At 44.9% G+C, this 25,807-nt stretch carries 25 protein-coding genes; 21 read left to right on the plus strand and 4 right to left on the minus strand.

The genetic code is table 11. The features are described from left to right. Nucleotides 1–16: 16 nt before the first annotated feature. The 12 genes from ACXAC1_RS11110 to ACXAC1_RS11165 all read left to right on the plus strand — a co-directional run bounded on the left by ACXAC1_RS11110 (nt 17) and on the right by ACXAC1_RS11165 (nt 14,292). Entirely contained in the window at nt 17–1,468 is a 1,452-nt protein-coding gene (locus ACXAC1_RS11110) for a TniB family NTP-binding protein (RefSeq protein WP_475061522.1), read from the plus strand. Beyond that, entirely contained in the window at nt 1,469–2,353 is an 885-nt protein-coding gene (locus ACXAC1_RS11115) for a TniQ family protein (protein ID WP_475061523.1), read from the plus strand. Nucleotide 2,354: 1 nt separating this feature from the next. Further along, a complete protein-coding gene (locus ACXAC1_RS11120) occupies nt 2,355–3,257 on the plus strand; it encodes a TniQ family protein (RefSeq protein WP_475061524.1) in 903 nt (300 codons plus the stop codon). Nucleotides 3,258–3,307: 50 nt separating this feature from the next. Further along, nucleotides 3,308–3,592: a hypothetical protein gene (locus tag ACXAC1_RS11125; RefSeq protein WP_475061525.1), complete on the plus strand. Its 285-nt coding sequence runs from the start codon at nt 3,308–3,310 to the stop codon at nt 3,590–3,592. A 145-nt stretch (nt 3,593–3,737) separates the two neighbouring features. Continuing rightward, a complete protein-coding gene (locus ACXAC1_RS11130) occupies nt 3,738–3,872 on the plus strand; it encodes a hypothetical protein (RefSeq protein WP_475061526.1) in 135 nt (44 codons plus the stop codon). A 245-nt stretch (nt 3,873–4,117) separates the two neighbouring features. Further along, nucleotides 4,118–6,289: a hypothetical protein gene (locus tag ACXAC1_RS11135; RefSeq protein ID WP_475061527.1), complete on the plus strand. Its 2,172-nt coding sequence runs from the start codon at nt 4,118–4,120 to the stop codon at nt 6,287–6,289. A 297-nt stretch (nt 6,290–6,586) separates the two neighbouring features. After that, complete coding sequence (gene hsdR / locus ACXAC1_RS11140) at nt 6,587–9,034, plus strand: EcoAI/FtnUII family type I restriction enzme subunit R (RefSeq protein WP_475061528.1); 2,448 nt, start codon at nt 6,587–6,589, stop codon at nt 9,032–9,034. A gap of 89 nt (nt 9,035–9,123) precedes the next feature. Then, nucleotides 9,124–10,623, plus strand: a complete 1,500-nt coding sequence (locus ACXAC1_RS11145) for an N-6 DNA methylase (RefSeq protein ID WP_475061529.1) — start codon at nt 9,124–9,126, stop codon at nt 10,621–10,623. Further along, nucleotides 10,623–12,407 (plus strand): restriction endonuclease subunit S, encoded by a 1,785-nt coding sequence (locus ACXAC1_RS11150; RefSeq protein WP_475061530.1) that lies wholly within the window; start codon nt 10,623–10,625, stop codon nt 12,405–12,407. The genes ACXAC1_RS11145 and ACXAC1_RS11150 overlap by 1 nt, the downstream gene beginning before the upstream one ends. An 8-nt stretch (nt 12,408–12,415) precedes the next feature. After that, nucleotides 12,416–13,438: a hypothetical protein gene (locus ACXAC1_RS11155; RefSeq protein WP_475061531.1), complete on the plus strand. Its 1,023-nt coding sequence runs from the start codon at nt 12,416–12,418 to the stop codon at nt 13,436–13,438. Then, the gene (locus tag ACXAC1_RS11160; RefSeq protein ID WP_475061532.1) at nt 13,438–13,878 is read left to right on the plus strand and encodes a type II toxin-antitoxin system death-on-curing family toxin; all 441 of its coding nucleotides are present in this window, start codon (nt 13,438–13,440) and stop codon (nt 13,876–13,878) included. The genes ACXAC1_RS11155 and ACXAC1_RS11160 overlap by 1 nt, the downstream gene beginning before the upstream one ends. A gap of 186 nt (nt 13,879–14,064) precedes the next feature. Beyond that, nucleotides 14,065–14,292, plus strand: coding sequence for a hypothetical protein (locus tag ACXAC1_RS11165; protein ID WP_475061533.1), 228 nt, complete (start codon nt 14,065–14,067; stop codon nt 14,290–14,292). 50 nt (nt 14,293–14,342) lie between these two features. Here ACXAC1_RS11165 and ACXAC1_RS11170 read toward each other — a convergent pair whose 3' ends face one another. Then, on the minus strand, nt 14,343–14,777 hold the full coding sequence (locus ACXAC1_RS11170) for a pseudoazurin (RefSeq protein ID WP_475061534.1): 435 nt from the start codon (nt 14,775–14,777) through the stop codon (nt 14,343–14,345). A gap of 237 nt (nt 14,778–15,014) precedes the next feature. Between ACXAC1_RS11170 and ACXAC1_RS11175 the strand changes: the two genes are divergently transcribed. Together ACXAC1_RS11175 and ACXAC1_RS11180 are read left to right on the plus strand one after the other, a co-directional pair. Continuing rightward, nucleotides 15,015–15,299, plus strand: a complete 285-nt coding sequence (locus ACXAC1_RS11175; protein ID WP_133563610.1) for an FAD assembly factor SdhE — start codon at nt 15,015–15,017, stop codon at nt 15,297–15,299. A gap of 55 nt (nt 15,300–15,354) precedes the next feature. After that, entirely contained in the window at nt 15,355–15,729 is a 375-nt protein-coding gene (locus ACXAC1_RS11180; RefSeq protein ID WP_475061535.1) for a hypothetical protein, read from the plus strand. On the opposite strand, the gene nadB is transcribed toward ACXAC1_RS11180, so the two are convergent. Next, entirely contained in the window at nt 15,662–17,296 is a 1,635-nt protein-coding gene (gene nadB, locus ACXAC1_RS11185) for an L-aspartate oxidase (RefSeq protein ID WP_475063817.1), read from the minus strand. The two genes, ACXAC1_RS11180 and nadB, sit on opposite strands and share 68 nt — an antisense overlap. Nucleotides 17,297–17,494: 198 nt before the next feature. Between nadB and rpoE the strand changes: the two genes are divergently transcribed. The 6 genes from rpoE (at nt 17,495) to ACXAC1_RS11215 (ending at nt 22,180) form a co-directional block, all read left to right on the plus strand. After that, on the plus strand, nt 17,495–18,106 hold the full coding sequence (gene rpoE / locus ACXAC1_RS11190; RefSeq protein WP_133563604.1) for an RNA polymerase sigma factor RpoE: 612 nt from the start codon (nt 17,495–17,497) through the stop codon (nt 18,104–18,106). A 2-nt stretch (nt 18,107–18,108) separates the two neighbouring features. Next, nucleotides 18,109–18,759: a hypothetical protein gene (locus tag ACXAC1_RS11195; RefSeq protein WP_475061536.1), complete on the plus strand. Its 651-nt coding sequence runs from the start codon at nt 18,109–18,111 to the stop codon at nt 18,757–18,759. Beyond that, nucleotides 18,756–19,700, plus strand: coding sequence for a MucB/RseB C-terminal domain-containing protein (locus ACXAC1_RS11200; protein WP_475061537.1), 945 nt, complete (start codon nt 18,756–18,758; stop codon nt 19,698–19,700). Before ACXAC1_RS11195 ends, ACXAC1_RS11200 begins: the two co-directional genes overlap by 4 nt. Further along, nucleotides 19,693–20,160, plus strand: coding sequence for a SoxR reducing system RseC family protein (locus ACXAC1_RS11205; RefSeq protein WP_133563598.1), 468 nt, complete (start codon nt 19,693–19,695; stop codon nt 20,158–20,160). Before ACXAC1_RS11200 ends, ACXAC1_RS11205 begins: the two co-directional genes overlap by 8 nt. A gap of 61 nt (nt 20,161–20,221) precedes the next feature. Continuing rightward, a complete protein-coding gene (locus tag ACXAC1_RS11210; protein WP_475061538.1) occupies nt 20,222–21,622 on the plus strand; it encodes a DegQ family serine endoprotease in 1,401 nt (466 codons plus the stop codon). Between the two features lie 132 nt (nt 21,623–21,754). Then, the gene (locus tag ACXAC1_RS11215) at nt 21,755–22,180 is read left to right on the plus strand and encodes a chemotaxis protein CheW (RefSeq protein ID WP_475061539.1); all 426 of its coding nucleotides are present in this window, start codon (nt 21,755–21,757) and stop codon (nt 22,178–22,180) included. Nucleotides 22,181–22,220: 40 nt separating this feature from the next. On the opposite strand, the gene argA is transcribed toward ACXAC1_RS11215, so the two are convergent. Continuing rightward, the gene (gene argA, locus ACXAC1_RS11220; RefSeq protein WP_475061540.1) at nt 22,221–23,543 is read right to left on the minus strand and encodes an amino-acid N-acetyltransferase; all 1,323 of its coding nucleotides are present in this window, start codon (nt 23,541–23,543) and stop codon (nt 22,221–22,223) included. Further along, entirely contained in the window at nt 23,524–24,705 is a 1,182-nt protein-coding gene (gene argE / locus ACXAC1_RS11225) for an acetylornithine deacetylase (protein WP_475061541.1), read from the minus strand. The genes argA and argE overlap by 20 nt, the downstream gene beginning before the upstream one ends. Before the next feature lie 112 nt (nt 24,706–24,817). On the opposite strand from argE, the gene ACXAC1_RS11230 reads away from it, so the two are divergent. Continuing rightward, complete coding sequence (locus ACXAC1_RS11230) at nt 24,818–25,789, plus strand: CYTH domain-containing protein (protein ID WP_475061542.1); 972 nt, start codon at nt 24,818–24,820, stop codon at nt 25,787–25,789. The last annotated feature ends 18 nt before the right edge of the window (nt 25,790–25,807 follow it).

The raw sequence follows: 25,807 nt of genomic DNA on the forward strand, positions 1-25,807 counted from the left end.
TTTACAAGGTTAATCTATGAGCATAACAAAAGCTGTTTACCGTGAAGATATCCCATATGAACTTGCTATCAACCCATTGGTTGCTGCACTCCCACAGCGAATCTCAGAACAAAGGTTTGAAGAAGCTTTAACTCGAATAATTGATCATGCAGATAAAGAGACGCTTAATCAGCATGAGTTAGAAATGGAAATTAAAAAACTGAAGCGCTCATTCATTGTCACGGGAGACCATACCCAGTTTTATTCAGAACTTTATAAGATGATTGAAGAAGGGTATTTGCACCGTAATCCAACGAAGCCTGAAGTCGTTGCATTCAGTTATGACATAGCAGACCCGAAAGTTAACGTATCCGATCTAGTTGCTCAAAATGATATGTATACAAATACGGATACTACATCGGAGGCTATGTTTGTAACGGGCTTCAGTGGAAATGGGAAAAGTCTTATGGTCGAACGAGCGACCACGTTTTGCTTTCCACAAGTGATTGAGCACGACATAGAAGGCTTTCAAGACGCTCAAGTAGTCTTTCTAAAAGTTGATATGCCACATAATGGGTCTCGTTCAGGACTAATTACGGCTATTCTGGAAGAGCTTGATCGAGTCATGGCGCGAAGTAAGTTTGGCCCAACTAATCACTCAGAAGCTTTAAGTGGAACCTCTAAACGTATAACGATTGAGAGAATGACGCAGAAGCTGATCGCAGCGCTAAACCATCACCATGTTGGAGTACTGATCATTGATGAATTTCAGAATTTAGAAGTGACCTCTGCTCGTTATCGTGCTGAAACCATTAACTTGTTTGACCAACTCTCAAATCAGCTAAAAATACCGATTGTGAAAATTGGTACGCCTGACACGATTAGGTTGTTTGGAAACAAGACATATAATCGTCGCCGCTTAGGTAAGCTACAGGAGCTTCAGCCTTTAAGTGACAAAGCTTGGGATAATGCTATGGAGCAATTATTCCGCTTTCAGCCTGTTCCTAAGCCGATTGATCGTGAAGAAAGCATGGAGAAACTTCTTCAGGATTTAACTGCGGGCGTACCTGCTTATTTGTTCAGGTTATGGCAGGAATGCTTATTAGAAGTTCTCTTAACGAATAAGAAATCCATTACCAAAGCGTTAATAGGTCGAGTCTATAGAAAACAATTTCCGCTCTTAGGGACAGCCATTCGGCATATTCGGTTAGGAAAAACGGGCAATTTTTCAGACCTGCTAACAGTTCAGCAATTCTTAGATGAAGGACGACTGAGTGAAGCAGTAAGTGGCCTTGAGAACTTTATCAAGAAAGCTGATTTGAAAGGCTCAGCAGCTCAAGAAATTAAGGAAAGTATTGAGCAAACTATTAGCGTTGATGTATTGAAACCTTCGAGCAAGGCCAAACTTAAAGGACTTTTTTCCACACTAGACTCCAAACGACAAGAAAAGCTTGGACCTCAAACAATCGATCATAAAAAGGAGGACTGAGTGAGTTTCATCCAGCTATATCCTGATGAACATATTTACAGTGCTATTTTACGCTATTGGTATAAATCTGGAGATATGCACTTAACGAGACGCCATCGTTTTAAATTGCATGGGATACCGCACCATTCTTTTAAAGTGAAAGCGCCCATGGGCGCTGATATTAATCGAGTGATAGAGCGTTATACGTTTTCTGAGCCCGACGAGTATCTATTGAGACTCAACCACACCACTTTGCCGCTACAGCTGCTATCGGGAGATTACGAGACATTATACAAGTATGTAGATAGTAAGCATGGGTATTGTTATAAGGAGGCTCGAATCAACTCAGATCATCGTTGGCGCTTTTGTCCGAAATGTTTTGATGAAGAGCGGCTGCGTCTTGGAATAGCGTATTGGCATACTTCTCACCAACTACCAAGCTTGATGTATTGCCCAAAGCACAATGTAAGATTGCATACTCATGACTCGCTGAGTGTCTTAGATGATCAGTTACCTCATCATATTGCTGACTTAACTGTGCCTATCATGGAGACCAATAGTTGGGAAATCCCATGGCAAGCATTCATTGTCAACGTATATAACAAAATGAAAGAAAACCCTAAGTGGATTAACGGTGCTCTAAAAGAAATTGAGAGTGGAAGCCAGCATTGGATAAAGCCGAAAAACTTTAGTCGCACTAAGCATGTTCAGGATTTTCGTAGGATCATAGAAGCTGATACGGGCATTAATTTTAATTCGCTTACGGATTACACAGCGAAGACAGCTAGAGAAGTTTTTGACATGTTCTGGCTGCCTGAAATTCTGCTCATGCAAGAGTTCTCCCCATCTTCGATTCTGCTAGGACTTTATTGGAAACGTAACCATTTAAAGTGTATGGAGATGTAAGGTGTACACCGTCACTATAGAGCCTTATGAAACGATCTATAGCTGGGTTACTCGTATTCATAGAAAGCGAGGTTCTATGGACCTCGCACTAACCAACAGAGAGCTTTTTAATCAGGCTTCTGTGCACATCCACCCTTATTTACCCAACCAGCTTGCTAGGCTTGCTCATGCAACTCGGACAGATTCAAATCAATTAATTCGCTATCACACTCTATTTCCCTTATTTCATTATTTTGTACCACTAGGTGATCGATTTTATAACAGCATGAAGTTTGGTCGAAAGCCTGTCTCACGAGCTCTAAAGCTGCCTTCAACTGGTTTCTCGCAAGCAAATCATTATCGCTTTTGTCCTGTCTGCATTAAAGAAATGAGACTTACTACAGGTGTTGTCATCATAGACATTCGTCATCAACTACCAGGCGTGGAAGGCTGTTTCAAGCATGTTTGTCATTTGAACTCTATTGAGACTTCTAAAGTCTTTGATCGAGAGTTACTTAGTCCATTAACTTTAAGTCCGATTAATCCATGTCTACAGAAGACACATGCCTTTGCGTGCTTCTGCACGGAATTCCTAGCCCTAGCTGTTGAAACCAATTCCGTGTTTGATTTAGTTGTTTATAAAGGTGAGTTAGAAAGACAAGGCTTTTTCAATGAATCTGGTCGTTTGCTGGTCGGTAAAGTGGGTAGAGCCTTATTGGACTTCTATGATGATTTAGAGCTAAGCCAAGAGATGGGGAATGGCTTCTCGATTAGGTCTCTAAGCCGCCTGTTTAATCAACACAATGACTACTACATCCATCCATTGTTTCATATGCTTCTAGGATTTTGGCTGTTCGATGGCGATGTTCAAAAGTTCAGATGGCATGATTCCAAAGCTAGGTTGATAGACCAGCTCGATTTCTAGTAACGATGTCCTATGCTTAGGATTCAAAAGCTGTTTTAAGGAGAATAGCCATGTATATCGATCATGATGTGCTGACGGGCTTGCTTACCTTAGACAAAAAATTTGAGTATCACCCCACCTTAGACATCCAAGAGCGATATGTCTTTGTTTTTCTGAGAATGCTGCAAGAGCTGAACGATCAACCATATTGCTTAGAAGTGCTTCACATTGATGTTGATGACACTTATCAAATCCCCACCGCACAGCTTTACTCAAATAGTCCAAGGAGCGAGATTGATCCAATTTTAGATCACTACGGTCTGCTATTAAGACGAGTTGCAGGACTGAATAGCTAGTACTGTGTTTTCGCTATTTTGTTTATCCAGATTTGGCATTCTAAAAAATAAAAATTTTTCCGCATCACTCCCAGTCGTTTGGTTTTGGGTGTTTCCTTAAAGTGAGCACTGTCCATTACGGATTCAACTAACTAAGGAATGAACAATGACAGATACTACGAAAAAGCCTAAACCACAATCAACACATCCTGATCCAGGTGGGAATTGGCCAGCTAAAACACCAGGTAAGAAATCTGGCAAGCGCCGAGGTAATGCGATTCCCCGTAAACCAAGCGCATAATCAGAAATAATCTATTAACTTACTAATTTAAAAGGAAATAATCATGTCTAAAGGTAGCTCTCGTCCACCATCAACTCACCCTGGCCCAGGCGGTAACTGGCCTTCAACTACAGGCCGTCCATCAGGTGGCGGTCGTGGTAACGCAAAATAAGTAATTTATCAAAGGGGAAGCTTTTTCCCCTTTTTCTTTATCTTGAAGAGTTAGAATGCGTGTCTCAAGGAATAGATTAATAGGATTTATAACATTGGAAACAGTTTACCCAACCCCAGTTGAAGTCATTCGATACATTTCTTTAGTTTTTGATCTCCAGCCAGACTGCAAGAAAAAACTAGATGATAAAAAAGGAGAGATTTTTTTAGACCCAATAGAAATTGAGGAGCTAAAAAATAAGGTCCTATCTGTATTCGAAAATGTTTTAGGTGAAGATATTGGGCGTACATTCTCAAATACCCTTAATAGATTGTACGGCGGCTATATCAATCTAATTTCAACGGTTGATGTAAGTGGGTTAGAGAGGCATGAAGTCTTACCTCAAATCATTGAACGATATTTTATTGATGAGCTTTACAAGGAACTTGAGCATCCGCTTTTCGAGTTCCTACTTAGAAATCCCGGTGTGATTTACAGTGATACTCGTAAGTCTGTTAGTGCTGCGCTGAGTTTTCTCGATGGTATACGTAATGATTATCTTAACCTTTCAAGTAAAGAGGATAAGGATACGGTTTCCTCTTGGCGACGCAGCGAGCACATACCCAATACAGCTACACTAATGCGCATTGTGCCTAGTGAATTAGACAGGTTAATTCTATTGATCTCATCTGCTTTGGATAGGTTAAGAAAGAGTAAGCTAGGGCCGCAGTTTCTTGTTAGTTTGAAGTCCAAAGTTTCTGGAACTAGAGCTAAAGTAATCCCACTTGAGAAAGCTATTCATAACAGAAGAAGTTTCTTTAGACCGTTAATGGAAGAATACGCTAGGGAATCTTTGATTGTTCAAAACGGCCTAATGAGAACCGTTGCAAAAGACGAGTCATCAAAAGATTTAACGGATGATGCTTTAATGGTTTTAGAGGCGTTGTACAGAAATAATGAGTTTATAAACTCTCCTTACTACGCTCATTGGCATAGAGGTCGTTGGCATGTGATGTCAGGTGATCTTGAGTCGGCTATTCAGGAATATAAAAAAGCAGTTGAGCTGGGGGCCTTCATGTTAGGTAATCAGTTTAAGCATGTTTTAACAGAAGCCAAGGTCATAGCAGCATGCCAGCCGAAACCGGATAAAGTTTTTATCAAGAAAGTAAAATGGCTAGAGCTGTTGTTTGGATTCGAGGTGTATTCAGTGGAGAGGCATTCGCCGTCAAACCAGTTTGATGATTCCATTGAAGAGTGGGAGTTGCATGCCCTACGGTCGGACTTAAAACGGTTTTTCCCTGAAAGTGGAATGTTTCCTGGCTACTCTTTGCCGAATTTAAGTCATCGATCTAATTTTATTGTTCCTAAAAAGGTTCCTTTAGATCTCAAATCACCGGATAAAAAGGTCTATGTAGATCAGGATCGTAATAAGAGAAGCTATCAAATCATCTGGTTTGCTGAACAGGCTGACGTGCCTTCAGTTAAGTCGCTTATTGAGGCTGGAGCTCGGGTCGATGTTATATCTGATGTGAATGAAACGGCTTTGATCTTTTCGTTGCAAGAGATGAATCTTTTCGATTTAGATCCCCCTTACTTTGTAAAGCAGAACATCAGTGGTGAGCTCTTCCAATTAATCTCCAATCAGAAGCATAAAGTAGAGACCGTAAATGCCAGAACTCAGAAAAAACGATTAACGGCATTATCTCTAGCGGTTAAAACAGGAAAGTTGGAAGTTGTTAGGAAGGTGTTAAGCATGGGAGCCGATGTTAATCAGCGCTCAGGATCTGACAATCAAACGCCTTTAAATATAGTGCTCAAGTGTATTGGCTGTCTCAAAAGCAAAAATAAGATGAAGTTTGCCGCTGGGCAAAAAGATTTTTCTGATGCTGCAATAGACTCGTTTAGGAGGGAAACTGGTTCACTTTTTGGCGCAGATTTAGATGCAAATAGAAATGCTAAAAAGCTCTATGATCTTCCAATGGAGTCTTATGTCGAAGCGTTATACGCAAACCTCAAAGAACATTCGAGTTTAGAGGAGTTGCGAGCGATTGCACGAGAACTGATCTATGCTGGTAGTGATAGCAATGCAGAGCATTATACACCGCTTGAAGGCTACACGCCGTTGATGCTTGTTGCAGAGAATGATGAGATGGAGCTGTTTAATTTAATGTGTCAAACAGGAGGTGACCCATTTAAGCAGTTTTATAATCCGTCCTTGAAAAAAGGACTTAATGCCTACGAAATACGTGATTTATGGAGAAAAGCTGCTCCAGCTTTTAGTGACTAGATATGCGTTGAAGCCATTTCACGTATATTTTCAGAAAAATGGATTAACTTGCTGAAGTGTAAGGCTTTTTCTCTATTCTTCGCTGAAATTTCATCTTAGGCTCTAAATAGGGCTCCGTCACACGGGGCTTTCAAGCCAGTTTATTCTTCGTTTTTATTCCATCGGGACAGTGGGCGATACAATAAAGTATCGAAACTGGGGATTCGTTTTTAAGGTTTTCCCATAGTCAGTGCTATCGGCATGCTCCAAAAAGTAAGTTAATATCAAGTGATCTACATACCGTTATGGATTACTTGCATGCCTCAAGGGATTAACAAAGCCAAGCTTACCGAAACCGATATCGTCACCAAGCTCGTCCTGCCTGCTGTAAAAAGTGCTGGTTGGGATGATATGACCCAGATCCGTCAGGAAGTGAAACTGAAAGACGGTAAGGTGGTGGTTCGAGGGCAGATGGCCGCTCGTCAAAAGGTCAAAGCCGCAGATATCGTGCTCTATCACAAAACGGGTATGCCGTTAGCGGTTATCGAGGCTAAAGCCAACAAGTTTGAAATTGGCAAAGGTATGCAACAGGCCCTTGGCTACGCCGAGCTGTTAGAAGTGCCCTTTGTGTTTTCCACCAATGGCGATGGTTTTTTATTCCATGACAAAACCAATACCACGCAGATTGAAACTGAAATCGCGTTAGAAGACTTCCCAACGCCTGAGCAACTGTGGCTTAAATTCGCGCAATGGAAAGGCTATGAAACCGATCAGTTGCCAATTGTGACGCAAGATTACCACGATGATGGTACGGGCAAAGCTCCGCGTTACTACCAACTTCAAGCGATCAATAAAACGGTTGAAGCGATTGCCAGAGGCCAAGACCGCATTTTACTTGTCATGGCCACCGGCACCGGCAAAACCTACACAGCCTTTCAGATTATCTGGCGCCTATGGAAAGCCCGTGCCAAGAAGCGCATCTTGTTCTTAGCGGATCGAAATGTCTTAGTCGATCAGACCTTTATTAATGACTTTCAGCCGTTTGGCTCAGCCATGACCAAGGTGAAAAATCGTAAGGTTGATCCCTCTTATGAAATTCATCTAGCGCTGTATCAAGCACTAACTGGCCCTGAAGAATCACAAAAAGCCTATAAACAAGTTGATCCTGATTTCTTCGACTTAATTGTGATCGACGAGTGTCATCGCGGTAGTGCTTCAGAAGAAAGTGCTTGGCGTGAAATTCTAGAATATTTCAGCGGTGCCACGCAGGTTGGCTTAACCGCCACACCAAAAGAAACCGAAGAAGTCTCCAATATCGAGTACTTTGGCGATCCGATTTACACCTACTCGCTAAAGCAAGGTATCGAAGACGGCTTCCTTGCGCCTTATAAAGTCATTCGTGTTGATATCGATATCGATGTGCAAGGCTGGCGTCCCAACAAAGATCAAGTTGATAAAGACGGTCACTTAATAGAAGACCGTATCTACAACCAGAAAGACTTTGACCGCACCATTGTCATTGATGATCGGACTCAGTTGGTGGCGCAAACCATTACCAATTATTTGAAGCGCACCGACCCGATGGCTAAGACAATCGTCTTCTGTAACGACATCGACCACGCGGAGCGTATGCGTCAGGCATTGGTGAACTTAAATCCTGAGCAGGTCGCCAAAAACGAAAAATATGTGATGCGTATTACGGGCGATGACGCGATAGGTAAAGCACAACTGGATAACTTTATTAATCCCAAGAAAGCGTACCCAGTGATCGCTACCACGTCAGAGCTGATGACTACAGGTGTAGACGCCAAGACTTGTAAACTGGTGGTACTGGATCAAGGTATCCAATCGATGACCAAGTTTAAGCAGATTATTGGTCGTGGTACTCGAATTGACGATAAATACGGCAAGCTGTGGTTTACCATTTTAGACTTCAAAAAAGCCACCGAATTGTTTGCCGATCCACGCTTTGACGGTGAGCCAGAACAAGTCAAAGTCACTTCACCAGGGGACTTTGAAGACGCTGACACCCTCGACGATATTATTGATGAAGGGGCTGAAACGGATCTTGCTGAAGAAGATGATATCGACCCCTACACAGTACAGGAGCCTGACTATCAGCACGATGTGGACGAGCCAAATGATGGTCGCGACTATCACCTGACCGATGATGACTGGAATGACGAAGAGAAAGTACGCAAATTTCACGTTAAAGGCGTCAAAGTCAAAACGCTAGCGGAGCGTATTCAGTACTACGATACCGATGGCAAATTGGTCACGGAATCCTTCAAAGACTACACCCGCAAAGCCATCACTAAGCAATTTACCAGCTTGGATGAGTTTGTGAAAAAATGGCAAGATGCGGATAAAAAGCAAGCCATTATCGATGAGCTAGAAGAGCAAGGCGTGATTTGGGAAATCCTAGAGCAAGAAGTCGGTAAGGACCTCGATCCGTTCGATATGATTTGCCATATCGTTTATGATCAGCCGCCTTTGACACGCCAAGAGCGTGCCAATAACGTCAAAAAGCGTAATTACTTCACCAAGTACGACGGCGTGGCGCAAGAAGTGCTTAGCCGCTTGCTCGATAAATACGCCGATGCAGGTGTGAGTGAAATTGAAAATATCAATGTGCTTAAAGTCACACCCTTTGATGAGTTAGGCCGCCCATTAGAAATTATTAAAAAGGGTTTTGGTAATAAAGAGTCTTACCTAGCCGCCGTACATGATTTAGAAAACGAGCTTTATCAACCTAAATCCGCCTAATACACAGCATCACAGCCTTCGCTAGTATCGCGTTGGCTGTGTAGCGATGACGTTTACGTCACTTCAGAATTCAGTTAGTAGAGAAACTTATGTCCATCAGTACCGTAATCAAATCCATCCAAGACATTATGCGTAAAGACGCCGGTGTAGACGGCGATGCCCAGCGCCTAGGCCAAATGTCATGGCTGCTATTCTTGAAAGTCTTTGACGCCCAAGAAGAAGAGCTAGAATTTGAATTAGACGACTACAAAGCGCCGATTCCAGAGAATTATCTGTGGCGTAACTGGGCGGCTGATCCTGAAGGTATCACTGGTGAAGAACTTTTAGACTTCGTAAACGATGATCTATTTCCTGATATGAAGGCGCTAAACGCTCCACGCGATTTAAACCCGCGTGGCTTTGTGGTGAAAGAAGCCTTTAGCGATGCCTACAACTACATGAAAAACGGCACCTTGCTGCGTCAGGTGATTAACAAACTCAACGAGATTGATTTTACCGACTCCCAAGAGCGTCACTTGTTTGGCGATATATACGAGCAAATCCTGCGTGATCTGCAAAGCGCCGGTAATGCTGGTGAGTTCTACACGCCACGGGCTGTCACAAAGTTTATCGTCAATCGTCTTGATCCTAAGTTGGGCGAGAACATTATGGACCCAGCAGCGGGTACGGGTGGCTTCCTTGCTTGTAGTTTTGACCATGTGAAAGACAACTACGTCAAAACCACGGAAGATCACAAAACTCTGCAACAGCAAGTCTATGGGGTAGAAAAGAAACAGCTGCCGCATTTGCTGTGTATTACCAATATGATGCTGCACGGTATCGAAGTACCCGTGCAAATCCGCCACGGTAATACCCTTAATAAGCCCCTATCAAGCTGGGACAGCAATATCGACGTGATCGCCACCAACCCACCGTTTGGCGGCACGGAAGAAGACGGTATTGAAAAGAACTTCCCAGCAGAAATGCAAACCCGTGAAACGGCCGATTTGTTCCTACAGCTGATTATTGAAGTCCTTCGAGACAAAGGACGTGCGGGCGTGGTACTGCCAGACGGCACACTGTTTGGCGAAGGCGTGAAAACCAAGATCAAAAAGCTACTGACCGAAGAGTGTAACCTGCACACCATCGTGCGTTTGCCCAATGGCGTGTTTAACCCGTACACCGGCATCAAGACCAATATTCTGTTCTTTACCAAAGGCCAGCCAACCAAAGAGGTGTGGTTCTACGAGCATCCGTACCCAGAAGGTGTGAAGAACTACAACAAATCCAAGCCGATGAAGTTTGAAGAGTTTCAAACGGAAATCGACTGGTGGGGCGCTGAAGCCGATGGCTTTGCCAGCCGTGTTGAAACCAATCAAGCATGGAAAGTCTCCATTGATGACATCATTGCCCGCAACTTTAACTTGGATATTAAAAACCCATACCAAGAAGCGGTTGAAGTACACGACCCTGAAGAGCTATTAGCTACCTACCAACAGCAACAAACCGAAATCAGCGAACTGCGCCTACAGCTTAAAAACATCCTAGGCGATGCCCTAATGAGCACGGCCAACAGTCAACAAGACGACTCGGAAGAGGAGCGTGGCTAATGGCTGAGCTTCACTCTCCCGAGGAAAACAACCTGCAAAAGCTTATCACCGAACATATTGATCTCTGGACAGGCGCGGTTAAAGACAAATCCAGCGCAGGTCGTGGCGGTAGCAGTAAGCGAGAGCTTTACGGTATTAAAAAACTGCGCGAGCTGATTTTAGAATTGGCAGTACGTGGTAAGCTGGTGGCCCAAGACCCGAGTGATGAACCCGCTTCGGTATTGCTAGAGCGTATTGCCGCTGAGAAAGAAGAGCTGGTAAAACAAAAGAAAATCAAAAAGCCCAAAAAACTGCCTGAGATTAGCGAAGAGGAAAAGCCTTTTGAGCTACCACAAGGATGGGAATGGTGCCGACTTAATGATCTTGGTGAATGGGGAGCTGGTTCAACTCCATTACGAAGTAATAGCGCGTATTATGGCGGAGATATTCCGTGGTTTAAATCAGGGGAACTCAGCAGTGATTTTATCTCTCACTCAGAAGAAACTATTACAGCGCAGGCATTAAAAGAAACATCTGTGCGATTGAACTCTCCGGGAGATGTTCTTGTTGCTATGTATGGTGCAACTATTGGTAAGGCCTCAATTCTTAATGTGGAAGCCACTACCAATCAGGCAGTGTGTGCATGTACACCGTTTACTGGTCTTTCTAATCTTTATTTACTTCTTTTGCTGAAGGCATATAAAGGTCGCCTAACAAGTATGGGAGCTGGTGGTGCACAGCCCAATATTTCGCGAGAGAAGCTAATTAATGTTCCTGTTGCCTTACCATCGAATCAGGAACAGAACCGCATTGTCGCCAAAGTCGATGAGTTAATGGCGCTTTGCGATCAGTTGGAGGAACAAACCGAATCCAGCCTCGATGCTCATCAAACCCTAGTGCAAACCCTACTGGATACCCTGTTACAAAGCGCCGACGCCGAAGAACTAGAGCAAAACTGGCAACGCCTAAGCGCCCACTTTGATCTGTTATTTACCACCGAGCAAAGCTTCGACCAGCTTAAACAAACCATCCTGCAACTCGCCGTAATGGGCAAACTTGTCCCCCAAGACCCCAACGACAAACCTGCATCCGAATTACTCAAACGCATCGCCGCCGAAAAAGAAGAACTGGTTAAGCAAAAGAAAATCAAAAAACAGAAACCACTACCGCCGATCAGCGACGAAGAAAAACCATTCCAGCTGCCTGAGGGGTGGGAGCTGAGCAATCTAGATGACCTTGTAGATATACAAAGCGGAATTACCAAAGGAAGAAAACTTTCTGGCCGCGAGCTTACGACAATCCCTTACCTAAGTGTTGCTAATGTTCAGCGTGGTTTTCTCATTCTCGATAATGTCAAAGAGATTGAGCTACCAATTGATGAGCTGGAAAGATACGAGGTTTTGAAAGGTGATTTACTGATCACTGAGGGCGGTGATTGGGATAAAGTGGGTAGAACCGCTATTTGGGATAATGAGCTGCCTTATGCCGCACATCAAAATCATGTATTTAAAGCCAGGTTATTTTTGCCACAACAACTGCCTAAGTGGTTCGAATTATATCTGAATTCACAAGTCGCACGAGATTATTTCGCAATCTCTAGTAAGCAGACAACTAACTTAGCTTCCATCAATAAAACTCAACTAAGAGGATGTAAGGTAGCAACACCGCCAGTGCAAGAACAGCACCGCATCGTCGCCAAAGTTGATCAACTCATGACCCTCTGTGACCAGCTAAAAGCCAAACTTGCCGATAGCAAAACCACTCAGCTAAACCTAACCGATTCCCTAGTGGCACAGGCGGTGTAGGAGGAAATATGAATACAGACTTAACCTCATCATTGGTAGCTCGACAGAATATTCTGAATAACCAATATGCCATTCAGAAGTTAGAAGAGCATTTGCAATTATCGGGTTTGATTCTTGAGGGGGAGGTGATCTACACCAAGGCTCAGGTTGCCATTATTTTAGATATTGATGAGCGAACAATAGAGCGTTACATCGCTAAGAATGTCGGTGAGTTGAATACCAGCGGCTATCGCGTGATTAAAGGTAAGCTACTGAAAGAATTGAAAAAAAACTATGTCGACGACATGTGTGTCGGTGACATGATTGACCCTAAGTCTCCGTCATTAGGTGTGTTCACTTTTCGCGCAGTCTTAAACTTATCCATGCTAGTGACAGAAAGCGAACGCGCACGGGCAATGCGTAGTCGACTATTAGATATTGCAATTGATGTGATTGCTGAAAAGTCTGGGGGGCATGCGCAATATATTAACCAAAGGGATGCCGATTACCTACCTACGGCATTTATGGAAGAAAGCTATCGCAAGCAATTTACCAATGCTTTGTGTGACTATCTGGATATGGGGAATTTTAAATATGGCCTTTATACCGACAAAATTTATCAGGCTATCTTTAAGGAAAATTCTGCCGAATATAAGAAAGTGCTAAAGCTTGCAGATCGTGATAAAACCCGCGAAACCATGTATGTCGAAGTACTTAAAGTCATTGCAAGTTTCGAACACGGTTTAGCGCAGGAAATGAAAGGGGAATACGAGCGATTAGGCCGTAAGCTGACTCCAATAGAATTGGATCAGCTTATTGATAGAGCGAAAGAGTCTCCTTACATGAAGCCCAGTATTGAGGACGCTCGTGTGCGCATGGCAAGCCGTGATTTGGGCTTTAGAGCAGCGCTTCATCATAAATTGGAAGAATATATCCAAGCCGTACCACAGGGAGATTTCGAACGTTTTCTTGGTGATAAAAGCCGTACTTTGGAAGAGCAGTTGTCAGACACTAAGACGATGGATGTCTTGAGAAGGCTTAAGGATCGATAATGACATTGAAGACACTGTATTTCGATGTTCTACATGCAGTCAATGTTCATGACTGGATTATTGAACACTCTGGCGGGCTAAGTGGTACAAAAGATGTAGGACGTTTGGATAGTGTACTTGAGCATATTCAAAATGATATGTATTACCCGAGCTTTGAGGATAAGCTAACCTACTTGGTTTACGCTATTAACAAGTTCCATGCATTTAATGATGGAAACAAGCGATCTAGTATCGTGCTTGGAGCTTATTTTTTAGAGTTAAATGGCTATGACTACTGTGTTTCTGATTTTGTCATCAGAATGGAAAACATCACAGTATGGTTAGCAGAGGGAAGAGTTTCAAAGGAGTTACTACAAAAGCTCATTACATCTATGATCATTGAGGATGAGTATCCAGAAGAATTGAAACTAGAGCTTCTTTTTGCCGTGGGGGATATCTAGTTTCGAAACGTCAAGGTGGGGAGTAAAGCTGGCCTCGCCCCCTGCTGGGGACGGTGCCGTAACTCCTTCTACACATGGTAGATGAGATATGTGAACTATAAGTACACAACGAGCATTTATCAATATCAAATTGATATATTGAGCTGATTTACACGGTAACTGCTTAATAGGCTGGAGATAGAATCTATGAACAATACCTGCCAACTTTGTGATCAAGGAAATTTGAAAGCAATCGATGAATGGGTTGATGTTGAGTGCGAAGGGCAGTCAGGGATGATCAAAAGCCACTATGCCAAGTGTGATCTTTGTGGCAGCGAGCAAGCTGACAGCAGTGATGTTCATGAGAATAAGCGCGCAATGACTGCTTTTAGAAAACAAACCAAAGCTACCTCAGAGTCAATATGCACGCGTTAGTACTAAAAGTAAGCCGCTAATTAAGTCTAGTTATTGGTGCAATGTAATCTTCAGCGATTCTGGGCATATTCTTTGATGTCATTAAAGCGGCGTTTGGCCTGTTTGGGGAGCGTTTTGGGGATCTTAAACTTCGTGATATCGCCTTCGCCTGCTTGAATGATCATGACCATTCCCATGGTTAAATGTGGTGCGCATTCTATGCCGTAGAAGCCTTCTTTATTAATGGTCATGGTGATGGGTTTGCCTATGTCCCCGCGATAGCGATTTGCGCCGGTTGGGATCATGTAATTGATGGTGACAGCATTATGTCCTGGTGTGGTGGGTTCAAATGTTACAGTGTCACCTACTTTAACTTTCAGAAAACTTGGCTCAAAGGACATGTAGCCCCATTCACTTTGATTAAGCATTTTGACCGTATGCTCTGCAGCGTACGTGGCCGTTATTGGCAGTGTTAGCAGCATTAAAGTGATCAGTTGTTTTAACATGGCATCTTTTACCTTTAATTGTGTCGACAAGTTGGTGTATTGAGTTTTGCTAGGGACTTTTTTGTACTGAAGAAATCGTTAAGTCGATCAATTTTTCTAGGGTAACGTTATCTTGTGCGGAACTTTCCTGCAATCGTGGCAGATAAACGTCAACATTGCGGTATTTTGCCATGATGGTGAGTTGCCGACGCACAGTGAACCGCTATAATGGCGCGTACTTATTGGGGAGTACCAATCATGACAGATAAAATCGAATCAAAAGATTCTGCGGGCTTTAAGCGATTGAAATGGCAATGTCGCCGCGGCATGCTGGAATTAGATGTGTTGTTTGAACCGTTTTTGGATGAAGTGTTTCTAACACTGGATGACGAAGACAAACAGCGTTTTTATAAGCTTATCGAATGTGAGGACCAAGAGATCTTTCCTTGGTTTATGCAGAAGGAAGTGCCAGAAGATCCTGATTTAGCTCGCATCGTTCACTTGATTGTTACTCGTGTACAGCCTGAGAACTATCGCGCTTAAACGTTCTCGGTTGGGCTTGTTATCAAGCCTCGTCGGTTCGCTCGCAGTAGGGCTTTTGATCGTCCTGCTGCAGTGGTCCGTAGTGTGGCAAAGCGTTGGTTTTCTGGCTGTGTTGGCCTTTTTAGTTTATACACGATTAGCTCCGCTGCCGACGCTTGAAGTATTGGAAGAAACTGTTCGCTGGCAAAGTCCCCGTTGGCAGGCTGATGTCACGTTGCTGTATTTAAACGAGTATTGGATGTTGCTCGTGATGCATGCCACCCCAAACGCCACACTATGGCAGCGTCTGGTCATCTATTGCGTTAAGTACCAAGTAGTCTATCGGGACCAATTTATTGAGTCTGAATACCGAGAACTACGTTCTAGGCTTTGTGTGCAGAAGCTGCTTGGTTTGCCAGCTCAGAAGAGCGAATCCGAGGCTTCAAAATAGTGGGGCCAGTTTGCTCTAGCTTATCCGGGTAATCTAAAGTGAAGTGCAATCCGCGACTTTCTTTACGAGCCATAGCGGACTGGATGATTAAATCCGCTACCACTGCCAAGTTGCGCAGTTCAAGTAAATCCGCCGTAACACGATAATTGGAATAGAATTCGTCAATTTCAGACAGTAGCAAATCTACTCTGTGCTTTGCACGAAGCAGACGCTTGTTTGTTCTCACAATGCCTACGTAATCCCACATAAAACGTCTGAGTTCATGCCAGTTGTGGGTGATGACGACGTCTTCATCTGAGTCAGTCACCTTGGAAGCATCCCAATCTGGGATCTGGTAAGTAGCCCTTAGCGCGTTGTCCGACAAAATCTGCTGCGCCGCTGAGCGTGCGTAAACAATACACTCTAACAAGGAATTACTAGCTAGACGGTTCGCCCCATGAAGCCCTGTGTAAGAGGTTTCACCAATGGCATACAGGTCTTTGACATCTGTCGCACCAAACTGATCTACGACCACACCACCGCAAGTATAATGTGCCGCTGGTACTACGGGGATAGGGCCTTTGGTCATGTCATGACCGTAATTTAAGCAGCGCTTATAAATGGTAGGGAAGTGTTCTTTGATGAATTCTGGATCTTTATGAGAGATGTCCAGCAAGACGTGTTTCACTCCTAAACGCTTCATCTCATGGTCGATTGCACGCGCCACAATGTCCCGTGGTGCAAGCTCTCCGCGCTCATCAAAGTTGAACATGAAACGTGTACCATCAGGCAGCAATAGACGGCCGCCTTCACCACGTACCGCTTCTGAGATCAGGAATGTTTTCGCTTTCGCATCGTAAAGACACGTGGGGTGAAATTGGTTGAATTCCATATTGCCCACTCGACAGCCGGCACGCCATGCCATGGCAATACCATCACCGGAGGCGGTATCTGGATTACTGGTGTACAAATACACTTTACTGCTGCCACCTGTTGCTAACGCAACACGTCGCGCGTGGAACACTTCAACCTGCTCTGATGTTTGGTTCAGGGCATATAGACCAATGACGCGATTCTCACCCGCTAAGCCAAGCTTTTGAGTGGTGATTAGGTCAACCGCAACGCGGTCGGGGTAAAAATGGATATTTTCATGAGCCAAGGCATTTTTGACCAAAGTTTCTGAGATCGCTAGCCCAGTTGCGTCTGCTGCGTGAATGATGCGTCGATGGCTGTGGCCGCCTTCTTTGGTTAAATGGTAGCTGTCATCGTCGCCATAGCGAGTAAAGGGAACCCCTTGGTCGATCAACCAGTCGATACTTTCTTTGGAATGCTCTACGGTGAAGCGAATGGCCTCTTGGTCGCCTAATTCGGCTCCCGCTACAATGGTATCTTGTACATGGGAGTCAACCGTGTCTTTTTCTGACAACACAGCGGCAACACCGCCCTGAGCATAAAGGGTCGAGCCTTCAGCGATATCGCCTTTTGTTAAAATGGCGACGTTGTGATGGTTCGCAAGCTCTAAAGCAAGAGTGAGGCCCGCTGCACCGGCGCCAATAATAACGATATCGTGATGAATATGTTGGCTCATGTTGTTGTTCTGACTAGTGATAAACGACTCAATATTACACTTCTTTGGCATACCAATGAATACCTAGATACGACACAAGGGCTTACCGGGATTTCTGGAAATCGAATACAATAGCGAATTAAGTTCAGCGAGCGGTTTCTTCGTGGAACTCTATCGTAGTAACGCTGTCCATATATTCATCAATAAAGTGGGCACAGTATGTTAATGAATTATGAGGTGCCTATGCAGCACGAAGCGTCCAGTGATGAGGCGTTAGTTAAGCGAGTTCAAACAGGAGATAAGCGTGCGTTTGACCTGTTAGTGCTGAAATATCAGCACAAGGTCGCCGCATTAGTCTCCCGTTATATTCAGGACAAGCAAGAAGTGCTGGATGTGGCTCAAGAAAGCTTTATTAAGGCATATCGGGCAATTGACAGTTTCCGAGGCGAGAGCGCGTTCTATACTTGGTTGTATCGTATTGCAGTCAATACGGCAAAGAACTATCTCGTCAGTCGATCAAGACGCCCCCCCGCCAGTGACGTAGAACTGGATAATGAGGACGTTCATGCGGTTTACAGCGAATTGTCTGACGCTGGAACGCCTGATGCCAACTTAAACAGAGATCGCTTAGAAGTTGAAATTCAAAACGCGATTCAAGATTTACCCGAAGAGCTGCGAGGCGCACTGACTTTAAGAGAGTTTGACGGCCTGAGTTACGAGGATATTGCCCAGGTCATGGATTGCCCTGTTGGTACGGTTAGGTCGCGTATTTTTCGCGCCCGTGAAGCAGTGGAAAAACGAATTCGCCCTATTTTTGGGGGAGGAGAGTAGTCATGTCAAAATTCTATGACAAGCACGGCTCTAGCAGTGACGACAGTCTATCCGCATTTCTAGACAACGAAGCGACTCTAGCTGATATAGAACAGCTGCTGGCCAGCGATCCTATGCATCTGGCTCAGAAAGTCGATCGCTATCAAGATATTCATCAAGCATTACAGCCTGATGCAGAGGTGTTGATCTCGGACTCTGGAGGTTTTCTCGCGCAAATGCACCGTAAAATGGAGCAAACCACGCAAGAGAGCAATGTTGTGGTATTTCCTAATCAAGGTGCATTAGCAACGAAGCCGGAAAAACTTGAGCAAGTGCATTTACCAAATTTAGAAAACAGTGCAGCGCATACCAAACGTGCGTTTTTCTCAGGTTTGGCCGTGGCGGCCAGTGTGGCTTTTGTCGTGGTGCTGGGGGGCAATGCTTGGTTGAGTGACGACCAAAGTTTCACCAGCAACAATATTGTGACGGCTCAAACCAGTACGATTAAGCCGACACAGCCGTTAACGGCATTGAGTGCGGAAGAAGCGTTGGAAAACAATGAACGTCTGCAAAACTATTTACGACAACATGCACAACAAGCCTCGATGGCGGTTGGTCAAGGTATGATTCCTATGGCCAAAGTGGTTAGCTACCCACAAGGGTCTGGTCAATGATACGTGCTCTATTCCTGACGACTTTACTGAGTCTAAGTGGAGCGGTATCGGCCCACTCCGGAGTGGAGTGGCTACTGCGGATGACGGAGTCGTTTGATTCGCTGGCGTATGATGGCGTGTTTGTACATCAAGACGCGGGCGCGATGAACTCTATGCGAGTGCGTAGAGGACTAATCGGTGGGGTCGAATACGAGAGTCTGGAAGATTTAGACGGCCGACGTATTGCCGTGATCCGCGCGGACGACAGTGTTATTTGTGTTTTTCCAGATAAAGAAGACTACGTCGCTGGTTTTGTTCCAAATGAGCCTTTTAAGCGTTTCCAACAATTAGATAAGGAGCGCTTGGAGCAAGCCTACGACATCAATGTGGTTGATAAAGAGCAACGTATAGCTTCTCGCGATGCGGTAAAAGTGACCTTAACACCAAAAGATGAGTTTCGTTATGCGCACCGTTTTTGGGTTGATAAGGAAAATGGCTTTCTCTTAAAACATGATGTGTTGGGTCCTGCTGATGCATTGTTAGAGCGTATTCAGTTTACTTCAGTCACGTTTACGCCAGACTTGAAAGCGTCCGACTTCACCCCCAATGATGAGTCCTATACGCAGCACTTTACCGAAGTCGAGCCGACTGTCGTTGAACGCCATTGGCATTTTGATTGGTTGCCAGCTGGCTTTAGTTTGGTTTGGCAAGACGCGCGTCGCTTGAATGACAACACAAATATGCTGTTATTATCCGATGGAATGAGCACGGTATCCGTGTTTGTTGAGCAGACGGATAAGAAGCGCCCGGAAACCTTTATGAATTTAGGCGCGACCATAGCGGGTGAGAAAAGTATTCAAGTGGATGACAAGCTTTACTTATTAACGATGGTGGGTGAAGTGCCTGCACAAACTTTACAACGCTTAATGGCTGTGATCATGCCAGGATCAAGTAATGATTGAAGAGCAAGGTACCGTACTGTCGATTCATGACCAGATTGCCGAGGTCGAAACCATCCGTACCAGTAGCTGCGACAGCTGTCGAGCTCGTCACGGTTGTGGCCACCGAGCGATCGCTAAAGTCTCGAACAGTAATCGAATGCTAATGAAAGCCATCGCCCCAGAAGGCCTTGAAGTGGGCCAAAACGTGGTGGTAGGCATTCCTGAAGATACGTTGCTGCAGGCTTCTTTATATATGTATGCCGTGCCGTTAGTTGGCTTGGTATTGGGGGCAGCATTGCCGTCAGTTTTTACGGAACAAACGCTTTTTTCGATTGTCGGAGCGATAAGTGGATTTGCAGGTGGGCTTTGGGTGGCTAAACGGAAGTCAGCACAAGAAGCCAGCAATCCTGATTTTTATCCACGAGTTTTGAGAATCAATAAAACACAGGTGCAAACCATTCCCGTGGTTCACGACGCCTGAAATCCTCTTCACCTGACACTGTAGCATCATATAACTTTGGTACGTTTGAGGAGACCAATACATGAGCAGATTGCTAAAACGTGTGAACTGGGCTGGCATCACTTTGTTGATGTTGTTTTCAACCTTGGTGAATGCCGCGAATTTGCCGGACTTTACCGAATTAGTTGAAGACGCATCTCCGGCGGTAGTCAATATCAGCACAGAACAGACAACGACTTCGAGTAATCGTCAGCTTAGCCCGGATGCGCAAGAGCTGAATGAATTCTTTCGTCATTTCTTTGGGCAACAGCCTTTTGGCCAACAGCAACAACAGCCGCGCCAGCAACAGCGCCAAAGAAGTTCGCTAGGGTCAGGCTTTATCATTTCTCATGATGGCTATGTGCTGACTAACAATCACGTGATTGATGGTGCGGATGTGATTCATGTTCGATTGAACGATCGTCGTGAGTATGAAGCAACGTTGGTCGGTACCGATGCGCGCACGGATTTGGCGCTACTGAAGATCGAAGCGGAAGACTTACCGATTGTAACCATGGCCGATTCAGATGATTTGAAAGCTGGTCAGTGGGTATTGGCTATCGGTTCACCATTTGGCTTTGACTACACTGTGACTGCTGGGATTGTCAGTGCCATTGGTCGTAACTTGCCAAGTGATAACTATGTGCCATTCATTCAGTCAGATGTTGCGATTAACCCGGGTAACTCTGGCGGACCATTGTTTAACCTAGATGGTGAAGTCGTTGGCATTAACTCGCAAATTTACACTCGCTCTGGTGGCTTCATGGGAGTGTCTTTTGCGATCCCTTCAAATGTTGCTATGTCAGTTGTGGAACAGCTGAAAGCTGACGGTAAGGTGTCTCGTGCATGGCTTGGGGTATTGATCCAAGATGTTAACCGTGACCTAGCGGAATCGTTTGATCTTGACCGACCACATGGTGCACTGGTTAGTCGTGTTATGCCGGATTCTCCTGCGGAAAAAGCAGGTCTAAAAGCTGGCGATATCATCATGGCGTTTAACGGTAAAACCATTGAGCACTCTTCCGAGTTGCCTTACCTTGTAGGTCAATTAAAAGTTGGTACGGATGCCAAAGCCCAAGTGTTCCGCGATGGCAAAGAGCGTACCATTACGATTGCACTGGCGAAGCGCCCTGATGATGCCGAAGTGGCACAGCAGAAAGCGGATGAAAACCGCTTAGGTATGACGGTTGCACCGGTATCAGAGCAACAAGCGGATCGTCTTGGTATTGAAGGTGGTGTGGTTGTTGAGCAAATAATGGGCGGCGCTGCGGCACGTAACGGGTTGCAACAGGGCGATGTGATTACCATGCTAAATGGCCAAGTCATAGAAGGCGTTGATGCTTTCAATCGTATTGCACAAACTCTACCGTCTAATCGCTCGGTTCCTATGCGAGTGATTCGTGATGGTTACCCAATGTTTATTCCATTTAAGATTGTTGAGTAGCGTATAAGCCATTCATTGAACTAAAAACCCATTGCTAAATCAGTAATGGGTTTTTTAATGTTTGAAATAAATATTTAGACATGTAACTATTTTTTAACACTATATTTAACTTTAATTGATGAGGGAGTTGGTATGGAGGAGGCATTGTCAAAAGGGATCTGTTTTCGCTTGGGGAGTGAGCAGTATTTGCATCCTTTATCTACGATAAAAGAGGTTTTAAGCTATCAAGAGTCAGCCCCTGTGCCCGGTTCGGGAGCGGGAGTGGAAGGGATGATTGAAGTTCGAGGGAACATGGTTACGGTGCTATACGGCTCTTACCTATTAGATTTAGACCCTGAAGAATGCAAAGAAGAAGGGCACATTATTGTCTTGGATTTACCTTCTGGCTATTTTGGTATTCGAGTCGAAGGTGTTGAAAAGGTAATGGATTTGCCTGATAGCCAAACCATCCAAACCCTAGAATACAAAGAAAGTGAATTTGTACAAGGCACTATACAACGTGATGATGAGCTGTATATTCTGGTGGATTTTAGCGACTATTGTAAAACCCTATTTTGATCAATTAGGTGCGCCAATATCCGGCGCACCTAATATGTGGTTAGAGCTGCTTAGCAAAGATCTTTGAGTTACGTTGGTAGTTGTACAATGCTTGCTTTTTAGCAGGTAAGGTCGATAACGTTGTTTCGCGGAAACCCCGTTCGATAAACCAATGGGCAGTTCGTGTTGTGAGCAGGAATAGCGTATCCAAGCCTTGGCGCTTGGCTTCGTATTCAATTCCTTTAAGTAAGCGCTCGCCCCGATTAGAACCACGATATTCTGGTGATACAGCCACACATGCAAGTTCTCCTAAACGTTCTTGCTCAAACGGATACAGTGCCGCACAGGCAACGATTGCACCGTCGCGCTCAATTACGAGGAAGCGCTCGATTTCATTTTCCAGTAGCTCACGTGAGCGGCGTACCAAAATACCCTTTGCTTCCAGTGGTGCGAGTAGGTGCATCATGCCGCCCACATCATCGATGGTCGCTAAGCGCAGCTTTTCATAACTGTCTTCATCGATCATTGTGCCGGAGCCTTCACGGGTGAAAAGCTCGCTGAGCAGGCCACCGTTTTCATTAAACGAAATAATGTGAGCACGGGGCACCGCCGCACGTACCGCCATCAAACACGCTTCAAGAGCGTCTCGAGTGATCGGTGTTAGGCCGCCATTGGCGAGAATAATGTCCGCATGATGGGCCAGCAGCTCTGAATATAGTTCATCTTTCTCGTCGAAAATGCCTTCATCTTCGGTGAAGATAATGAGCTTATCTGCTTTAAGCTGGATCGCAGCCTGTGTCGCCACATCTTCTGCTTTGAGATTGAATACTTCGCCTGTTGGAGAGAAACCAAGATGCGGTAGCAGGACCATGTTATCGTCTTCAAGCAGGCGAAAGATGGCCTCACTGTCAATACGACGTACTTCACCTGAGTGACCATAATCAAAACCATCTACCACGCCCAGAGGCTTAGCGACCACATAATTACCACTACAAACTTTCAGGCCAGCATTGGCCATAGGGGTGTTGGACAAGCCCATCGATAGCTGAGCTTCTAACTGCACGCGCACAGCAGCCGAAGCTTGAATAATATCAATCAAATGTTCTTGTGGCGTGACTCGATAACCATCTTCAATACTAGAGGGTAATTCGCGTTCAGTTAGGGCCCGGTTGATTTGCGGGCGAGCCCCTTGCACTAATACCAGACGAATACCTAGAGAATCCAATAGGGCAAGGTCATGAATAATATTTGAGAAGTTAGGGCTCTCAAACGCTTCGCCGGGGATCAAGATAACAAGTGTCTTGCCGCGGTGAGCGTTAATGTAGGGCGAAGAGTGGCGAAACCAGTCTACATAATTGAGTTCGTCAGACACGCGTTGCCTCATTTTCGGTACTCGGGGTTAAACAATAACGTTCCACTAATCCCTTAATCACGTGTTGCATGGGCGCGACTTGATCGAGCGCCATAAACTCGTTGGGCTGGTGGGCTTGGTCAATCGATCCTGGACCCAATACAAGGGTTTCCATACCCAACTGATTTAGGAAAGGTCCTTCGGTGGCAAATGCAACGGAAGTCGCTTCCTTTTGGGTGAGACGTTCACATGCCTTAATGATATCGGATTCCTTTTCTGTGAAAAACGATGGGACATCCGGAAATAAATGATTTAATTCGATTTTGGTACGGGTTTGCTGTTCGATTTGGGGCAAAATGGCGCTGATCTCTTGAAAGAGAGCCGCATTGTTCATACCGGGCAGGGCTCGAATATCAAACTCCAACTCACAACGGCCGCAAATACGGTTCGGGTTGTCCCCGCCATGGATACAACCAAAGTTCATCGTAGGGTAATCAATGACAAAGTTCGCATCACGATATTTCTGTTTGAGCCCTTGGCGATAAACCATGAGTTCAGACATCACTGCATGCATGGCATCCAGAGCATTATTGCCAAGGCTAGGGTTGGAAGAATGGCCTGCTTTTCCGGTGATGCGGATTTTCTCCATCATAATGCCTTTGTGGGCATGAATCGGCGTCAAAGAAGTCGGCTCGCCGATCAGTGCGTAACGCGCTTTGGGGCGACCCGCATCCACTAACGCACGGGCGCCGTCCATGGAGCTTTCTTCATCTGCTGTGGCAAGAATGATTAAAGGCTGTTGTATCTTGCCAAGGTCCATATCGCGTATGGTATCGAGCACAATGGCGAAGAATCCTTTCATATCACAGGTCCCTAAACCGAAGAGCTTGTTGTCACGTTCTTCGAGTTTGAAAGGGTCGCTTTGCCAACGGTCATCGTCATAAGGAACGGTATCAGTGTGCCCGGATAATACTAGGCCGCCAGCGCCATGGCCGATGGTGGCGATGAGGTTCATTTTGTCGGGCTGCCCGGGTAATGGCATGATTTCACACTGAAAGCCTTGGCTTGATAGCCAACTTTCCAATAAGAAAATGACACCTTTATTTGACTGATCCCAGCTTTTTTGACTACAACTGATTGAGGGTGTGGCGATCAATTGTGTCATCATGCTCAAAAGTGAGGGAAGTGAAGACATGGGATGCTCCTAGGCGTGATGCCAAAAATAATGCAGTGTTGAACGCTTCTGGTAAACTTGCTTCTTTAACGCAGTTGTTTCCGGTATTCCGGAAGTTTAGAGGTTATAAAATATGGCTACCGAGCTTGAACTAAAGTTAATGGTTCAACCCGAGTATCTCAAGTCGGCATGCGCTTTTCTCGATGCTTTTTGCGAAAAAAACAGTTCTGATCAAGATACATCCTCCCAGAGTTCCCGCCAAGCGACACTCGATCTAATGAATGGATATTTCGATACGGCTAACGCTCTTTTGTTAGAAAATGGTATCGCACTGCGTATCCGTGCGGTAAATCGAGAATTCATACAAACCGTCAAAACTCGTGGTAGCAGTCGTGTTGGCATGCATGCCAGAGGTGAATGGGAGTGGCACGTTGACAGTGACGCGTTAGACCTCTCGTTATTAACAGAAGTGCCATTGCCTGAGCCATTACAAGATATGCAATGGTCTCGTGATCTCATTGAAGTTTTTCGCACGGATTTCCAGCGCCATGTGTGGCTGATTCATTACCAATCCTCAGTATTAGAGGTGGTTTGTGATGAAGGGGAAGTGTCCTCTGCTTATGGTCGCGACAGTATTTGTGAGTTAGAGCTTGAGCTAAAGTCCGGTGATGAAGGCGCGTTATACGAGTTTGCTCATCTTATTGCGCAGCAAGTGCCAGTCCAAGTAAGTGTTGTGTCAAAAGCGCAAAAAGGTTCGCGACTAAAACATCGTCGTATAGAGTTTCCATCTAAACCTCATCCACAGGACTCATTATTGAGCTTTGCCGAGTACTGGTATGAAACCTGGCTGGTGTATTGGGAGGCTATGTTTTACCTGAAAGACGAGGCTCTATTACAGCCGATACGCAGTGCAATATACCAATTGAAGCAATGCGTTCCTACGGAACTGTCCAAGCGATTAGAGGCCCTAGATCAATGCTATGATGGCTTGTTTAAAGTAGACAGAGTAGGACTGCTAGAACGCTTGGCGAGTAAACCAGAGACTGGCATCATGATGCTATCGACAGGGCAATGGCTTAATCAGCAACTTGATCGACCAGCCTAATGTAACGGCCAATAACAA

It is taken from the genome of Marinomonas sp. AWM4_232 (assembly GCF_056158325.1).

Coding starts and splice junctions, on each gene's coding strand:
- rpoE (WP_133563604.1), top strand. CDS start 17,495: ATGTTAATGAATTATGAGGTGCCTATGCAGCACGAAGCGTCCAGTGAT.
- ACXAC1_RS11195 (WP_475061536.1), top strand. CDS start 18,109: ATGTCAAAATTCTATGACAAGCACGGCTCTAGCAGTGACGACAGTCTA.
- hsdR (WP_475061528.1), top strand. CDS start 6,587: ATGCCTCAAGGGATTAACAAAGCCAAGCTTACCGAAACCGATATCGTC.
- ACXAC1_RS11210 (WP_475061538.1), top strand. CDS start 20,222: ATGAGCAGATTGCTAAAACGTGTGAACTGGGCTGGCATCACTTTGTTG.
- ACXAC1_RS11170 (WP_475061534.1), bottom strand. CDS start 14,777: ATGTTAAAACAACTGATCACTTTAATGCTGCTAACACTGCCAATAACG.
- argE (WP_475061541.1), bottom strand. CDS start 24,705: ATGTCTTCACTTCCCTCACTTTTGAGCATGATGACACAATTGATCGCC.
- ACXAC1_RS11110 (WP_475061522.1), top strand. CDS start 17: ATGAGCATAACAAAAGCTGTTTACCGTGAAGATATCCCATATGAACTT.
- ACXAC1_RS11150 (WP_475061530.1), top strand. CDS start 10,623: ATGGCTGAGCTTCACTCTCCCGAGGAAAACAACCTGCAAAAGCTTATC.
- ACXAC1_RS11175 (WP_133563610.1), top strand. CDS start 15,015: ATGACAGATAAAATCGAATCAAAAGATTCTGCGGGCTTTAAGCGATTG.
- ACXAC1_RS11130 (WP_475061526.1), top strand. CDS start 3,738: ATGACAGATACTACGAAAAAGCCTAAACCACAATCAACACATCCTGAT.
- ACXAC1_RS11165 (WP_475061533.1), top strand. CDS start 14,065: ATGAACAATACCTGCCAACTTTGTGATCAAGGAAATTTGAAAGCAATC.
- ACXAC1_RS11230 (WP_475061542.1), top strand. CDS start 24,818: ATGGCTACCGAGCTTGAACTAAAGTTAATGGTTCAACCCGAGTATCTC.
- ACXAC1_RS11200 (WP_475061537.1), top strand. CDS start 18,756: ATGATACGTGCTCTATTCCTGACGACTTTACTGAGTCTAAGTGGAGCG.
- ACXAC1_RS11155 (WP_475061531.1), top strand. CDS start 12,416: ATGAATACAGACTTAACCTCATCATTGGTAGCTCGACAGAATATTCTG.
- nadB (WP_475063817.1), bottom strand. CDS start 17,296: ATGAGCCAACATATTCATCACGATATCGTTATTATTGGCGCCGGTGCA.
- ACXAC1_RS11215 (WP_475061539.1), top strand. CDS start 21,755: ATGGAGGAGGCATTGTCAAAAGGGATCTGTTTTCGCTTGGGGAGTGAG.
- ACXAC1_RS11145 (WP_475061529.1), top strand. CDS start 9,124: ATGTCCATCAGTACCGTAATCAAATCCATCCAAGACATTATGCGTAAA.
- ACXAC1_RS11125 (WP_475061525.1), top strand. CDS start 3,308: ATGTATATCGATCATGATGTGCTGACGGGCTTGCTTACCTTAGACAAA.
- ACXAC1_RS11205 (WP_133563598.1), top strand. CDS start 19,693: ATGATTGAAGAGCAAGGTACCGTACTGTCGATTCATGACCAGATTGCC.
- ACXAC1_RS11160 (WP_475061532.1), top strand. CDS start 13,438: ATGACATTGAAGACACTGTATTTCGATGTTCTACATGCAGTCAATGTT.
- argA (WP_475061540.1), bottom strand. CDS start 23,543: ATGAGGCAACGCGTGTCTGACGAACTCAATTATGTAGACTGGTTTCGC.